Origin of the sequence: Herbaspirillum sp. WKF16 (assembly GCF_028993615.1) — a bacterium.
In the GTDB taxonomy this organism is placed as follows: domain Bacteria; phylum Pseudomonadota; class Gammaproteobacteria; order Burkholderiales; family Burkholderiaceae_D; genus Herbaspirillum.
Map to the genome: position 1 here is coordinate 4,743,267 of NZ_CP118632.1, position 12,547 is coordinate 4,755,813.

A 12,547-nucleotide genomic window follows, 5' to 3' on the forward strand; every position below is an offset into this window, starting at 1 on the left:
GTCGCAAGTTAACTGCATAAGCTGGCACGGCAGATTTCGCGCCGCCCTGCCGGCGCCCTCTTCGAAAGGAAAGAACATGGAACAGGACATCGTCATCAGCTCGCCGGTGCGCACCGCCATCGGCGCCTTCGGCGGCAGCCTGAAGGACACGCCGGCTGTCGCGCTGGGCGCGCATGCCGTCAAGGCCTTGCTGGAACGCAGCGGCATCGACGCCGCCAAGGTCGACAGCGTGGTGCTGGGCAACGTGATCCAGGCCGGCAACGCCATGAACCCGGCGCGCCAGGCGGCCATCCACGGCGGCTTGCCGGTGGAAGTGCCGGCGCTGGCGGTGAACCGCGTGTGCGGCTCGGGCGCGCAGGCGGTGATCAACGCCTACGCCGAGATCCGCGCCGGGCTGGCCTCGCTGGTGATCGCCGGCGGCATGGAGAACATGGAGCGCGCGCCCTACCTGCTGCCGTCGATGCGCGCCGGCGCCCGCATGGGCGACGCGCCGGTGGTCGACGCGATCTTGCTGGACGGCCTCAACGACGCCTTCTCCGGCAAGCATTCGGGCTGGCATACCGAAGACCTGGCGAGCAAGTACGGCTTGAGCCGGGGCGACCAGGATGCCTATGCCGCGCGCAGCCAGCAGCGCTTCGCCGCCGCGCAGGCGGCCGGGCATTTCGACGGCGAGATCGCGCCGTTGCTGCTCAAGGGCAAGAAGGGCGAACTCAACTTCGCGCGCGATGAGGCGGTGCGCCCGGACACCACGGTGGAATCGCTCGCGCGCCTGAGGCCGGCCTTCCGCCCCGAGGGCACCATCACCGCCGGCAACGCGCCGGGCGTGAACGCGGGCGCGGCGGCGATGCTGGTCAGCACGCGCGCCACGGCCGCGCAACTGGGCCTGGATCCGCTGGCGGCGATCCGCGGCGTGGCGGTATCGGGCGTCGAGCCCGGCTACTTCGGCCTGGGCCCGATCCCGGCGATCCGCGCCGCGCTGGCGCGCGCCGGCTGGGACATCGGCTCGGTGGACCGCTTCGAGGTCAACGAGGCCTTCGCCGCCATCGCGCTGGCGGTGCAGTCGGAACTGAGGATCGCCGACGAGCGCTACAACCCCGACGGCGGCGCGATCGCCCACGGCCATCCCATCGGCGCCACCGGCGCCATCCTGCTGACCAAGGCGGCGCACGCGCTGCGCCGCAGCGGCGGCAAGCGCGCGGTGGTGTCGCTGTGCATCGGCGGCGGCCAGGGGATTGCGCTGTGCCTGGAGGCGCTCAACTGATTTCTGCCAGGCGCCAATGAAAACGGGATGGCCGCGGCCATCCCGTTTTGCTTTGCGGCGCGCCGATCAGTGCGCGTCCGGCGACGGCGCCTTGGGCGCTTCCACCTTGCGCATCAGCGGCACCATCAGGGTGGCCACCAGCAGGCACAGCATGATCACCAGGAAGGCGTCGGCCACCGCCTGGGTCTGCGCCTCGCGCATGGCCAGCCGCGCCAGGTTGCGCAGCGCGCCGGCGCTGTTGGCGCCGGCATCCAGCCCGGCCGCCAGCAGGTTGCGGGCGCCGCCGCCCAGCATGTCCTGCATCGCCTCGTTGCCGGCGTTCAGGTGCTCGGCCAGGCGCAGGAAATGCAGGTTGGTGCGGTCGTTGAGGATGGTGCCGCACACCGCGATGCCGATCGCCCCGCCCAGGTTGCGCATCAGGTTGAACAGGCCAGAGGCCAGCTTCAGGCGCTCCGGCGGGATCGAGCCCAGCGTCAGGGTCACCACCGGCGCCACCGCGAATTGCTGCGAGAAACCGCGAAAGGCCTGCGGCACCAGCAGCTCGCGCCAGCCCCAGTCATGCGTGATGGGCGTGAACTGCCACATCGAGAAGGTGAAGCAGGCCAGGCCGAACATCATCAGCCAGCGCAAATCGACGCGCCGCGCCAGCATCATGTAGAAGGGGATGGCCAGGATCTGGAAGATGCCGGTGGAGAAAATCGCCAGCCCGATATCCAGCGCCGAATAGCCGCGCACCCGCGACAGGAACACCGGCGTGAGGTAGATCGTGGCGAACAGGCCGATGCCGGTGACGAAGGAGAAGAAGCAGCCCAGCGCGAAGTTGATCTTCTTGAGCGCGCGCAGGTCGACCACCGGGTGGGCATAGGTGAGGCTGCGCCAGATGAAGGCGACGCCGGTGATGATCGAGACCCAGGCGGTGGCGCGGATCACGTCGTCGCTCATCCAGCCGTAGCGCGGGCCTTCTTCCAGCGCGTATTCCAGGCAGCCCAGCGACAACGCCAGCAGCAGCATGCCGGGGTAGTCGGCGCCGCGCAGCAGCGACAGGTCGGGCTTGTCAATCTTGACCATGATCGGCACCACGATGGCGACGAAGGCGCCGGGGACCAGGTTGATGAAGAACAGCCAGTGCCACGAGTAGTTGCTGGTGATCCAGCCGCCGATGGTCGGTCCCATGGTGGGCGCCAGCGAGGCCAGCGCGCCGACGGTGGCGGCGGCCAGCACGCGCTGGTTGCCCTGGAAGTAGAAGAAGGCGGAGGTGAACACCATCGGGATCATCGAGCCGCCGAGGAAGCCCTGCAGCGCGCGGAAGGCAATCATGCTGTTGATGTCCCAGGCCATGCCGCACAGCAGGCTGGCGATGGTGAAGCCGACCGCCGAGGCCGAGAACAGCCAGCGCGTCGACATCACCCGCGCCAGCCAGCCCGACAGCGGGATGACGATGATCTCGGCGATCAGGTAGCTGGTCTGCACCCAAGCGGTCTCGTCGGCGCCGGCCGAGAGGCCGCCGCCGATGTCGGAGAGCGAGGCCGAGACGATCTGTATGTCCAGGAGCGCGATGAACATGCCCACGCACATGGTGGCGAAGGCCAGCACCCGCTGGCGGGTGGTGAGCTCGCCCGGCCCGGCCGGGATCGATATGGGCTTGGGTGCAGCCGGCAATGCTGCGGTGGCGGCGCTCACGCTCAGCTCCGCGGGCCGCGCTGGTCGACCTCGGCCGTCACCGACAGGCCGGGGCGCAGCTTGCCCAGGCGCGCGGCGTCGGCGTCAAGCGCGACCCGCACCGGCACCCGCTGGACGATCTTGGTGAAGTTGCCGGTGGCGTTCTCCGCCGGCAGCACGCTGAACTGCGCGCCGGTGGCGGGCGCCAGGCTCTGCACGCGGCCGTGGAATTCTTCGCCCGGCAGCACGTCGGCCTTGATCACCACGGCCTGCCCTTCCTTCATGTGGGCGATCTGGTTTTCCTTGAAGTTGGCGTCCACCCACAGGCCTTGCGCCGGCACCACTGACAGCAGCTGGGCGCCGATGGTGGCATACGCGCCGACGCGTGCGCGGCGGTTACCGATGACGCCGTCGACCGGCGCGCGCAGCTCGGTGTAGGCCAGGTTCAGTTCGGCCAGGCTGCGCTCGGCGTGGGCTTGCTGCAGCGCCGCCTGCACACGCTGCTTCTGGGTGGCGATTACATCCAGCTGGCGCTGCGCGGCGTTCAGCCCCGCTTGCGCCTTCTGGCCATTGGCCTGCGCCTGCTTGTAGTCGGCATCGGCTTTCTGCGCGCTTTGCAGCGACACCGCCGACTTCGCCGACAGGCTCTGGTAGCGCGCCTGGTCGTCGCGGGCGCGGGCGGTCTCGGCCGAGCTGGCGGCCACGCCGGCGCGGCCCTGCTCGATCACCGACTCCTGCAGCTTGCGCTCGGCCTCCAGGTTGGCCAGCGCGGCCTGCTGCGCGGCCACGGCGGCGTTCGCCTTGGCCAGCGCCGCCTGGTAGTCGCGGTCATCCAGCTTGACCAGCAGCTCGCCGGCGCGCACCGCCTGGTTGTCCTTCACCAGCACGGTCTCGATATTGCCGGCCACCTTGGGCGCGATCACGGTGATGTCGCCGCCGACATAGGCGTCGTCGGTGCTCTCGATATAGCGGCCGACTGCGAGCCAATGCGCCAGCCAGGCGATGACCGCGACCACCACGATGGCCGCGACCGCGAATTTGAGCAGGGTGGATTTCTTCTTCGCCGCCGGCGCCGTGCCGGCTGGCTGCGCGGATGCGCCGATGGTGCTTTGGGTAGTCATGATGGCCTCGATGGCGTGAAAGGTGGATGCGGCCTGCCGTCCGGCGCCGCCTTATCCCTCGGATGCGACAGCTTTCAAATAGCAGTTGCTTTCAAAACGATAGTGAGTTTAAACTTGCCACTATCATTTTGCAAGTAACTATCGAAAAACAAGCTCGTCCACCCTCCGGATGCCGCTTCCAGGCAACGGATACTGATGAAAAGGCCAGCACCATGCATCTCCACTCCCCTTCCCGCGCCGGCCGCCTGCCCGCGCTGACTTCGCTGTGCGGCGCCCTGGCGGCGGCGCTCGTGCTGAGCGCCTGCACCACCGGCCCGGACTACCAGCGCCCTGCATTCGAGGATGCGCCGCTGCACAACGTCGCCCTGCTGCAACAACGGCAGGCGGCCGCGCCCATGCCTGCGCTGGATCATTGGTGGGAGGGCTTCGGCGACGCCGCGCTGGTGGAGATCATCAATCGCGTGCTGGCGCAAAACCTCGACTTGTCGGCCGCGCTGGCCCGGGTCGAACAGGCGCGCGCGGCGGCGCAGGTCGCCGGCGCCCGCCGGCTGCCGGAAGGCAATCTCGACGGCCAGGCCGCGCGCGCCCGGCAGTCGCTGCAAAGCCCCCTGGGCGAGATCGCCCGCAGCATGCCGGGCTACCAGCGCACGCAGAACCTGTTCGACCTGGATGCCGGCGCCAGCTGGGAACTGGACCTGGCCGGCGCGCTCAAGCGCGGCGCGCAGGCCGCCGATGCCGAGCTGCAGGCGGCCGAGGCGCAGCAGGCCGGCGTGCGCATCTCGGTGGCGGCCGAGGCGGCCGACGCCTACTTCCGCATCCGCGGCGCGCAGGCGCGTATCGCGCTGGCCGAGCACCAGGTGAAGGCCGCGTCCGACCTGGGCGAGATCGTGCGCCTGCGCTTGAAAGATGGCCTGGCCAGCGTGGCCGAGACCGCGCAGGCCGATGCCCGCGTGGCGCAATCGCGCGCAGTGCTGCCGCCCTTGCGCATCGAACTGGAGCGCCAGCTCAACCGCCTCGACGTACTGATGGGCGCCGCGCCCGGCACCTATGCGCAGCGGCTCACGCTGCCCGCTTACGCCGGCAGCGTGCCGGCCATCGCGGTCGCGCAGAGCAGCGTGGAACTGATGCGGCGCCGGCCCGACGTGATCGCCGCCGAGCGCCGCCTGGCGGCCTCCAGCGAACGCATCGGCCAGGCCATGGCGGCGTGGTATCCGGATCTCTCGCTGTCGGCGCTGGTGGGCTTCCAGAGCCTGGGCGCGGCCGGCCTGCTGACGGCCAACAGCCTGCAGGCGCAAGGCGGACTGGGATTGCGCTGGCGCCTGTTCGACTTCGGCCGCATCGATGCCGAGATCGCGCGCGCCAGGGGCGCCAACGCGGAGGCGCTGGCGCTGTACCGCAAGAGTATGCTGGGCGCGGCCGAGGATGTGGAGAACGCGATCATGTCGCTGGTGCAGCTGGAGCAGCAGTCGCGCGACCTGGCCGCGCAGGTGGACGCGCAGCAGCGCGCCCGCGCCAATGCCGAGGAAGCCTACAAGGGCGGCGTGCTGAGCCTGGCCGAGGTGTTGACCGAGGACCGGCTGCTGCTGGCGGCGCAGGACGAGATGGCGCAGGTGCATGCCGACAATGCGCGCGCGGCGGTGTCGGTGTTTCGCGCGTTGGGCGGGGGGTGGTGAGTCGAGGCTTTCGGGGGGTGATTCCGCTTCTCTCCCTCGTTCACGAAGACAGGGATGCAGTGAGGTTCGCTCTGCTTCGGCCGCCGCTGAACGACGCTGGGTCCCTGCTTTCGCAGGGACGACAGGGAAGGGGTAAGTTGAACCTCCAGCGTCTTAAACCCACCCACCTATCCATCGCTCCTGCGAAAGCAGGAACCCAGTGACGTCGTTCGTGCCCCAACGACGGTCGGACCACGACAGAACAATCAAGCCTGCAAGCGCGCCCGATGCGCCTCATACGACTTGAGGTGCAGGTAGGCCAGCTGCAGCAGCGTGGTCTTGGCGCCCTTGGCGTCGCCGCGCCTGATCAGGTCGCCGATGATGTGGTCGGCTTCGATGCGGTTGTTGGCGCTGATGTCGCGGAACATCGATGCGGTCAGCGCCGAGCCGTGCTCGGCCAGCAAGCCGCGCGTGCGGTTGTAGAAGGCCTCGCCGGGCTTGTAGCCTTGCAGCTCGGCGATGCCGGCGCATTCGGCCAGCACGCCTTCCAGGAATTGCAGGCCGCCGGGCCCCTGCAGGATGTCGCCGATGGCGGCGCGCATCAGCGAGGTGGAGCTGGCCAGCGTGGCCAGCATGGTCCACTTCTCCCACATCGATTGCAGGATGTTCTCGCTCAGGTTGACCTCGAAGCCGGCCCCGGACAGGGTTTCATGAATCTGCCGCGCGCGCGCCGTGACGCCGCCCGCGCGCTCGCCGAAGGTCATGCCGTGGAAGGCGTTAAGGTGCTGGATCACTCCCTCAGCATCCAGCGTGCTGGCCACCACGCACTGGCCGCCCAGCACGCGTGTCGCGCCGAAGCGTTGCTCCAGGATATCCAGGTGCTGCATGCCGTTCAACAGCGGCAGGATGACGGCATCGCCGCCGATGGCCGGGGCGACGGAGGCGATCGCGTCCTCCAGGTCATAGGCCTTGCAGCTCAGGATCACCAGGTCGTATTGCGGCAGCAGCTGGCCGCTGCCGACCAGCTTGAGTTCGCGCAGCGTGAGGTCGCCGGCCGGGCTCTTGACCCGCAAGCCGCGCTCGCGCAACAACGCGGCGCGCTTGTCGCGCACCAGGAAGGTGACGTCGCGCCCGGCCTCTTGCAGGCGCGCGCCGAAATAACCGCCGACTGCGCCGGCGCCCACGATCAGTATCTTCATCCTGTTCTCCTTATGTTTTGCTTCAGCGCCGGCGTCCTTTGGCGTGGACGCGTCCCGGCGCGGAGAACCTATTGTGCACGCTTTGCGGCGTTCTCACCGGCGCCGCCGCAGGCGACGGCGCGCTCATGCTCCTCGGCCTCGATCTGCGCGCGGCCGAAGTGTTGCTCGCCCCAGTCGCGCAGGGCCGCGATCACCGGGCGCAAGGCCCGGCCGGAATCGGTCAGCAGGTACTCGTCGCGCGGCGGATGATCGTTGTAGCGGCGGCGCACCATGATGCCCGCATCCACCAACGCCTGCAGGCGCTTGGTGAGGATCGCGGGCGAGATATCCAGGCTGCGCCGGAACTGGTCGAAGCGCGTCTTGCCGGCGAAGGCGTCGCGCACGATCAGCACCGTCCACCACTCGCCGATCAATTGCAGCGTGCGGGCGACCGGACAGTCCTGCAAGGACGACGGCTGCGCCTGCACGCGCGCGCCGGAGGTGGCGCGGCGCTTGGGCGCCTGTTCAGCCGGCATTGTCGAGATAGCGCGCGGCCGGCTTGCTCAGCGAGAGATTGGGGCCCAGCGCGTGACGGGCGGACTGGAAGGTGTTCCAGTCGGCGATCTGCGGCAACGAAGGGATGGTCACGCCTTCGCCCAGGTCGAGGCCGGCCAGCGCGGCGTCGACCATGTCGTCGACTTCCATCAACATCTCGGGCGGCAGTTGCGAGATGCTGCCGCCGGAACGTTCCCAGATTTCCGTGCGGGTCGCACCCGGCAACACGGCTTGCACACGCACGCCCAGGGGACCCAGCTCGGTCTGCATCGATTGCGACAGGTTCAGCACGTAGGCCTTGGTGCCGCTGTAGGTGCCGTTGAACATCTCGGGCGCCAGCGCCAGCACCGAGGCGACGTTGATGATGTCGCCGCTGCCGCGCTTGCCGAAGGTGGCGGCGGCCGCCGCGGCCAGGCGCGTGACCGAGATCACGTTGAGCTGGATCATGGCTTCGTAGCGGTCGATGTCGGCGTCGATCAGCTTGCCCTGCACCGCCATGCCGGCGTTGTTGACCAGCACCGTGATGCCGTCGTCGCTGCGCAGGCGCTGCTCGACGCGCAGCAGTTCGTACTTGTTGGTCAGGTCGGCCGGCAGCAGCTCCACCTGCACGCCGTGCTTTTCCCTCACGCCGGCGGCGACGTTTTCCAGCCGCGCGACGTCGCGCGCGACCAGGATCAGGTCGTGCCCGCGCGCCGCCAGGCGGTCCGCGTAGGTGGCGCCGATGCCGGTCGATGCGCCGGTGATGAGGGCGCGGCCCTGGGTTGTCTTGGTGTTCATTGCTGTTCCTTGTGTCGGATGGATGGAGCCGCGCCGTTGGCGTCGACTTACTTTCATGAAGATAGTTACTAGCATTATAGAAGTAACTAGCCGGCTGTCAAGCGGGGAAATTGCCGCGTGCCGGTTTGCAACGGCCAGGCGAAATGGGGGATCGGGCGAAGGCAGGCGACGGCCGGATGCGACAAGGGCCGCCGCCTTGCGGCGCGGCCCCTGGGAAAGATGGGAGGAAGGAAAGGAAAGTGCGGCGCCGGGCGCGAACCCTTATCGCGCCAGCAACATGTCGGGAATGCCGCGTACCACGCGTGAAAATACCGCTGTGCTGCCCTGGGCGCGCGAAACCACCAGTGCGCCATGCATCATCACCAGCCCGTCCTCGGCCCGGCGCGCGGCTTCGGCCGGCGTGAAGCCGGCCTGCTCCAGCACGCCCGCGATCAACTTGATGGTGTTGCCGATGTTTTGCTTGAACTGTTGCTGGAAGTAGCCCGCCGCCTCGCCGATGGTGAACAGGTCGGTGAGGCAGGGCAGCGTGCCCTTGTCGTAGAAGTCGCTCATGGCGGCGAAGTAGCGCTTGAGGCGCTTCTCCGGCTCGGCGTCGGTGGTGAGCAGCGGGACGATCTTCTCGCGCATCCAGGTTCCCACCACCTCCATGGCGGCGCGCCCCATGTCGACCTTGCCGTTCGGGAAATAGTGATAAAGGCTGGACTTGCCCAGGCCGGTGGCGGCCGACAGGGTGGACAGGCTGGCGCCCTCGTAGCCGGAGCGGCGAAATTCGGCGAGCAGGATTTGCGCGACTTCATCGCGCGAGAGGCTGGGTGCTGGCATGGCGTTTTCTGTCTTTGCTGGAAGCTCCGGAGGGCGGCCGGCGCGGGCCCGGCCCGCCTCCGGAGGAAGCCGGAACTCTTGGTTTGAAGCGATTATAAGACCGCTTGGCGGCCCGGGTGCGGCGCCTTCCCGCACGCCGGGACAAAAAATATTTTCCGCGCATCGGTTGACATCGGGAATGCCCATGGTCTATTGTACCGATCGTTCGGTTCAGATTGTACCACGATCCGACGCAAGCATCCAATCATCGCCAAACCCCAACATCTCCGGGAGAGAAACATGACAACGCAACAAGCCATCCGCCTCTACAGCTTCCCCTTGTCCGGCCACGTGCACCGCGTGAAACTGCTGCTGTCCATGCTGGCGCTGCCGCACGAAGTGATCGACGTCAACATCCCCGGCGGCGAACACAAGCAGCCCGACTTCATCAAGCTGAACCCGCGCGGCCAGATCCCGGTGATCGTCGACGGCGACGTCACGCTGTACGACTCGACCGCGATCCTGGTCTACCTGGCCAAGCGCTATGGCGGCGAGCAATGGCTGCCGTCCGATCCGCTGGGCGCGGCCCATGTGCAGCAATTCCTGTCGCTGGCGGCCGGCGAGATCTTCGAAGGCCCGAACCGCGTGCGCCTGGTCAAGCTGCTCAAGCGCGACCTCGACTATTCGCTGGCGCTGGAAAAGACGCTGTCGGTGCTCGGCCTGCTGGAGCAGCACCTGGCGGGACGCGACTTCCTCGCCGCCGGCCACGCCACCATCGCCGACCTGGCCTGCTACGCCTATGTCGCCCACGTGCCCGAAGGCGGCGTCGACCTGGCGCCCTACCCCAATGTGCGCGGCTGGATCGCGCGCGTCGAGCAACTGCCGCGCTTCGTGCCGATGGTGGCGTCGCCGCACGCCATCGCCGCCTGATCCTCGCCGCAGGGAGACCACCATGCCATCCATTCCCGAGATCGCCGCTCCCGCGCCGGGCGCGCCGCACCAGGCATTTCACCGCGGCGAACTGCATGCCCAGCAGCGCGCCGGCATGCTGGAGAAGATGGCGGCGGTCGGCCCGCGCGTGATCCGCGATTTCATGCCCGACCAGCACCGCCAGTTCTTCGAGCAACTGCCCTTCCTGGTAATCGGCTCGACCGATGCCGACGGCCGCCCCTGGGCCTCGATCGCCACCGGCGCGCCCGGCTTCGTGCGTTCGCCCGATGAGCGCACGCTGCGCCTGACAGGTATGCACATCGCGCAGCAAGATCCCTTGCGCGCCAACCTGCGCGAGGGCGCCAAGCTCGGGCTGCTGGGCCTCGAGCCGCACACGCGGCGCCGCAACCGCGCCAACGGCGTGGCGCATGCGCTGACGCCGGGCGGCATCGAGATCGCCATCGAGCAGAGCTTCGGCAATTGCCCCAAGTACATCCAGACCCGCAAGCCGGAACTGCTGGACGCCGCCGCCCTGCCGGCCGCCGTCGTCACCGACGCGCCGGCGCTGACGCCGCGCATGGCGCAGATGGTGCGTGCCGCCGACACCTTCTTCATCGCCACCGCCCTGGCCGGCGACGACGCCGAGGCGCAAGGGCATGCGCATCGCCATGGGACCGACGTCTCGCATCGCGGCGGCAAGCCCGGCTTCGTGCGCGTGGACGGCGGGGCCACGCTGACCGTGCCGGACTTCATCGGCAACTCCTTCTTCAACACCATCGGCAACCTGCTGGTGCAGCCGCGCGCGGGCTTGTTGTTCGCCGACTTCGAGGCGGGCGCCCTGCTCTACCTGGGGGTGACGGCAGAGGTGGTCTGGGAGGGGCCGGAGGTGGAATCCTTCGCCGGCGCGCAGCGGCTGCTGCGCTTCACGGTGGAGTCGGCGCGATTGCTGGAGAACGCCTTGCCGTTGCGCTGGGGCGAGGCCGGGTTGTCGCCGTTCCTGGAGACGACCGGGGCGTGGAATTGATGTCGTGAGCTGACGGCGCGACGAACGACGCTGGGTCCCGGCCTGCGCCGGGACGACAGGCAGGGGATGGACTCGATCAACGGAGGGTTCAAGTTTTCTCCGCATTTGTCGCCCTGACGAAAGTCAGGATCCAGCGTCGTTGCGCTGACGTCGCAACGCGGCGAACGCCACCAAAAGAAAAAGGGCGCCAACTTCGGCGCCCTTCTTCATCAAGCTTCAGCAATCAGATCACACCGCGCTCACATCCAGCGGCGCTTCGGTCTTCTCGACCACTTCTTCCTTGCTCACGCCGGTGGCCAGCTCGATCAGCTTGAGGCCGTTCGGGGTGACGTCGATCACGCCGAGGTCGGTGATGATGCGGTTGACCACGCCCACGCCGGTCAGCGGCAGGTTGCAGTCGTTCAGGATCTTCTTCGAGGTGGAACCGTCCTTGGCCTTGGCCACGTGCTCCATCAGCACCACCACGCGGCCCACGCCGGCCACCAGGTCCATCGCGCCGCCCATGCCCTTGACCATCTTGCCGGGGATCATCCAGTTGGCCAGGTCGCCCTTGCCCGAGACCTGCATCGCGCCCAGGATGGCGATGTTGATCTTGCCGCCGCGGATCATGCCGAAGGAGTCCGCCGAGCTGAAGAATGACGAGCCCGGAATGGTCGTCACGGTCTGCTTGCCGGCGTTGATCAGGTCGGGATCGACGCGATCCTCGGTCGGGAAGGGGCCGATGCCCAGCAGGCCGTTTTCCGATTGCAGCCACACTTCGATGTTGTCGGGAACGTGGTTCGCCACCAGGGTCGGCAAGCCGATGCCGAGGTTGACGTAGAAGCCGTCCTGCAATTCCTTTGCTGCGCGCGCAGCCATTTCATCTCTGGTCCATGCCATTTGTCTGTCTCCTTATGCGCGCACGGTGCGTTGTTCGATGCGCTTTTCGGGCGTGGCGTTGACCACGATGCGGTGCACGAAGATGCCGGCGGTGTGGATCTGGTCCGGATCGAGCTGGCCGACCTCGACCAGTTCTTCCACTTCGACCACGGTGATCTTGCCGGCCATCGCGACGTTGGGGTTGAAGTTGCGCGCGGTCTTGTTGAAGACCAGGTTGCCGGCCTTGTCGGCCTTCTGCGCCTTGACCAGCGAGACGTCGGCCACCAGCGAGCGCTCCATCACGTAGTTGGCGCCGTCGAATTCGCGGATTTCCTTGCCTTCGGCCACCAGGGTGCCCACGCCGGTCTTGGTGAAGAAGGCCGGGATGCCGGCGCCGCCGGCGCGCAGCTTCTCGGCCAGGGTGCCTTGCGGGGTGAATTCGAGCTCCAGTTCGCCGGCCAGGTACTGGCGTTCGAACTCCTTGTTCTCGCCCACGTAGGAGGCGATCATCTTCTTGATCTGGCGGGTGGACAGCAGCTGGCCCAGGCCGAAGCCGTCTACGCCGGCGTTGTTGGAAATGGCGGTCAGGTTCTGCACGCCCGAATCGCGCAGGGCGGCGATCAGCGCCTCGGGGATGCCACACAGGCCAAAGCCGCCGACTGCAATGGTCTGGCCGTCCTTGACGATGTCTTTCAACGCGGTGGCCGCGTCTGGATACACTTTGTTCACGA

At 67.9% G+C, this 12,547-nt stretch carries 12 protein-coding genes; 4 read left to right on the forward strand and 8 right to left on the reverse strand.

Annotated elements, in window-relative coordinates:
* Positions 1 to 76 precede the first annotated feature (76 nt).
* Positions 77 to 1,261 carry a thiolase family protein gene (locus tag Herbaro_RS21380; protein ID WP_275011614.1) on the forward strand — a complete coding sequence of 395 codons (1,185 nt, stop codon included), beginning with the start codon at positions 77 to 79 and terminating at the stop codon, positions 1,259 to 1,261.
* Positions 1,262 to 1,327: 66 nt separating this feature from the next.
* On the opposite strand, the gene Herbaro_RS21385 is transcribed toward Herbaro_RS21380, so the two are convergent.
* On the reverse strand, positions 1,328 to 2,836 hold the full coding sequence (locus Herbaro_RS21385) for a DHA2 family efflux MFS transporter permease subunit (RefSeq protein ID WP_446719343.1): 1,509 nt from the start codon (positions 2,834 to 2,836) through the stop codon (positions 1,328 to 1,330).
* A 107-nt stretch (positions 2,837 to 2,943) separates the two neighbouring features.
* Positions 2,944 to 4,041 (reverse strand): HlyD family secretion protein, encoded by a 1,098-nt coding sequence (locus Herbaro_RS21390; RefSeq protein ID WP_275011615.1) that lies wholly within the window; start codon positions 4,039 to 4,041, stop codon positions 2,944 to 2,946.
* Positions 4,042 to 4,253: 212 nt separating this feature from the next.
* Here Herbaro_RS21390 and Herbaro_RS21395 point away from each other — a divergent pair, with 212 nt between their 5' ends.
* Entirely contained in the window at positions 4,254 to 5,714 is a 1,461-nt protein-coding gene (locus tag Herbaro_RS21395) for an efflux transporter outer membrane subunit (protein ID WP_275011616.1), read from the forward strand.
* Positions 5,715 to 5,959: 245 nt separating this feature from the next.
* Here Herbaro_RS21395 and panE read toward each other — a convergent pair whose 3' ends face one another.
* From panE to Herbaro_RS21415, 4 genes are all read right to left on the reverse strand, one after another.
* Positions 5,960 to 6,892, reverse strand: a complete 933-nt coding sequence (gene panE, locus Herbaro_RS21400) for a 2-dehydropantoate 2-reductase (RefSeq protein ID WP_275011617.1) — start codon at positions 6,890 to 6,892, stop codon at positions 5,960 to 5,962.
* A gap of 68 nt (positions 6,893 to 6,960) precedes the next feature.
* On the reverse strand, positions 6,961 to 7,407 hold the full coding sequence (locus Herbaro_RS21405; protein ID WP_275011618.1) for a winged helix-turn-helix transcriptional regulator: 447 nt from the start codon (positions 7,405 to 7,407) through the stop codon (positions 6,961 to 6,963).
* Positions 7,397 to 8,203 carry an SDR family NAD(P)-dependent oxidoreductase gene (locus Herbaro_RS21410; RefSeq protein ID WP_275011619.1) on the reverse strand — a complete coding sequence of 269 codons (807 nt, stop codon included), beginning with the start codon at positions 8,201 to 8,203 and terminating at the stop codon, positions 7,397 to 7,399. Before Herbaro_RS21410 ends, Herbaro_RS21405 begins: the two co-directional genes overlap by 11 nt.
* A 261-nt stretch (positions 8,204 to 8,464) precedes the next feature.
* Complete coding sequence (locus Herbaro_RS21415; RefSeq protein ID WP_275011620.1) at positions 8,465 to 9,025, reverse strand: TetR/AcrR family transcriptional regulator; 561 nt, start codon at positions 9,023 to 9,025, stop codon at positions 8,465 to 8,467.
* Positions 9,026 to 9,304: 279 nt separating this feature from the next.
* On the opposite strand from Herbaro_RS21415, the gene Herbaro_RS21420 reads away from it, so the two are divergent.
* Together Herbaro_RS21420 and Herbaro_RS21425 are read left to right on the forward strand one after the other, a co-directional pair.
* Entirely contained in the window at positions 9,305 to 9,934 is a 630-nt protein-coding gene (locus Herbaro_RS21420) for a glutathione S-transferase family protein (RefSeq protein WP_275011621.1), read from the forward strand.
* 22 nt (positions 9,935 to 9,956) lie between these two features.
* Entirely contained in the window at positions 9,957 to 10,958 is a 1,002-nt protein-coding gene (locus Herbaro_RS21425) for a pyridoxamine 5'-phosphate oxidase family protein (RefSeq protein ID WP_275011622.1), read from the forward strand.
* A 228-nt stretch (positions 10,959 to 11,186) separates the two neighbouring features.
* On the opposite strand, the gene Herbaro_RS21430 is transcribed toward Herbaro_RS21425, so the two are convergent.
* Entirely contained in the window at positions 11,187 to 11,837 is a 651-nt protein-coding gene (locus tag Herbaro_RS21430) for a 3-oxoacid CoA-transferase subunit B (RefSeq protein ID WP_275011623.1), read from the reverse strand.
* 12 nt (positions 11,838 to 11,849) lie between these two features.
* On the reverse strand, positions 11,850 to 12,545 hold the full coding sequence (locus tag Herbaro_RS21435) for a CoA transferase subunit A (RefSeq protein ID WP_275011624.1): 696 nt from the start codon (positions 12,543 to 12,545) through the stop codon (positions 11,850 to 11,852).
* Positions 12,546 to 12,547: the final 2 nt, after the last annotated feature.

Coding starts and splice junctions, on each gene's coding strand:
- Herbaro_RS21380 (WP_275011614.1), top strand. CDS start 77: ATGGAACAGGACATCGTCATCAGCTCGCCGGTGCGCACCGCCATCGGC.
- Herbaro_RS21385 (WP_446719343.1), bottom strand. CDS start 2,836: ATGTGCGTGGGCATGTTCATCGCGCTCCTGGACATACAGATCGTCTCG.
- Herbaro_RS21390 (WP_275011615.1), bottom strand. CDS start 4,041: ATGACTACCCAAAGCACCATCGGCGCATCCGCGCAGCCAGCCGGCACG.
- Herbaro_RS21395 (WP_275011616.1), top strand. CDS start 4,254: ATGCATCTCCACTCCCCTTCCCGCGCCGGCCGCCTGCCCGCGCTGACT.
- panE (WP_275011617.1), bottom strand. CDS start 6,892: ATGAAGATACTGATCGTGGGCGCCGGCGCAGTCGGCGGTTATTTCGGC.
- Herbaro_RS21405 (WP_275011618.1), bottom strand. CDS start 7,407: ATGCCGGCTGAACAGGCGCCCAAGCGCCGCGCCACCTCCGGCGCGCGC.
- Herbaro_RS21410 (WP_275011619.1), bottom strand. CDS start 8,203: ATGAACACCAAGACAACCCAGGGCCGCGCCCTCATCACCGGCGCATCG.
- Herbaro_RS21415 (WP_275011620.1), bottom strand. CDS start 9,025: ATGCCAGCACCCAGCCTCTCGCGCGATGAAGTCGCGCAAATCCTGCTC.
- Herbaro_RS21420 (WP_275011621.1), top strand. CDS start 9,305: ATGACAACGCAACAAGCCATCCGCCTCTACAGCTTCCCCTTGTCCGGC.
- Herbaro_RS21425 (WP_275011622.1), top strand. CDS start 9,957: ATGCCATCCATTCCCGAGATCGCCGCTCCCGCGCCGGGCGCGCCGCAC.
- Herbaro_RS21430 (WP_275011623.1), bottom strand. CDS start 11,837: ATGGCATGGACCAGAGATGAAATGGCTGCGCGCGCAGCAAAGGAATTG.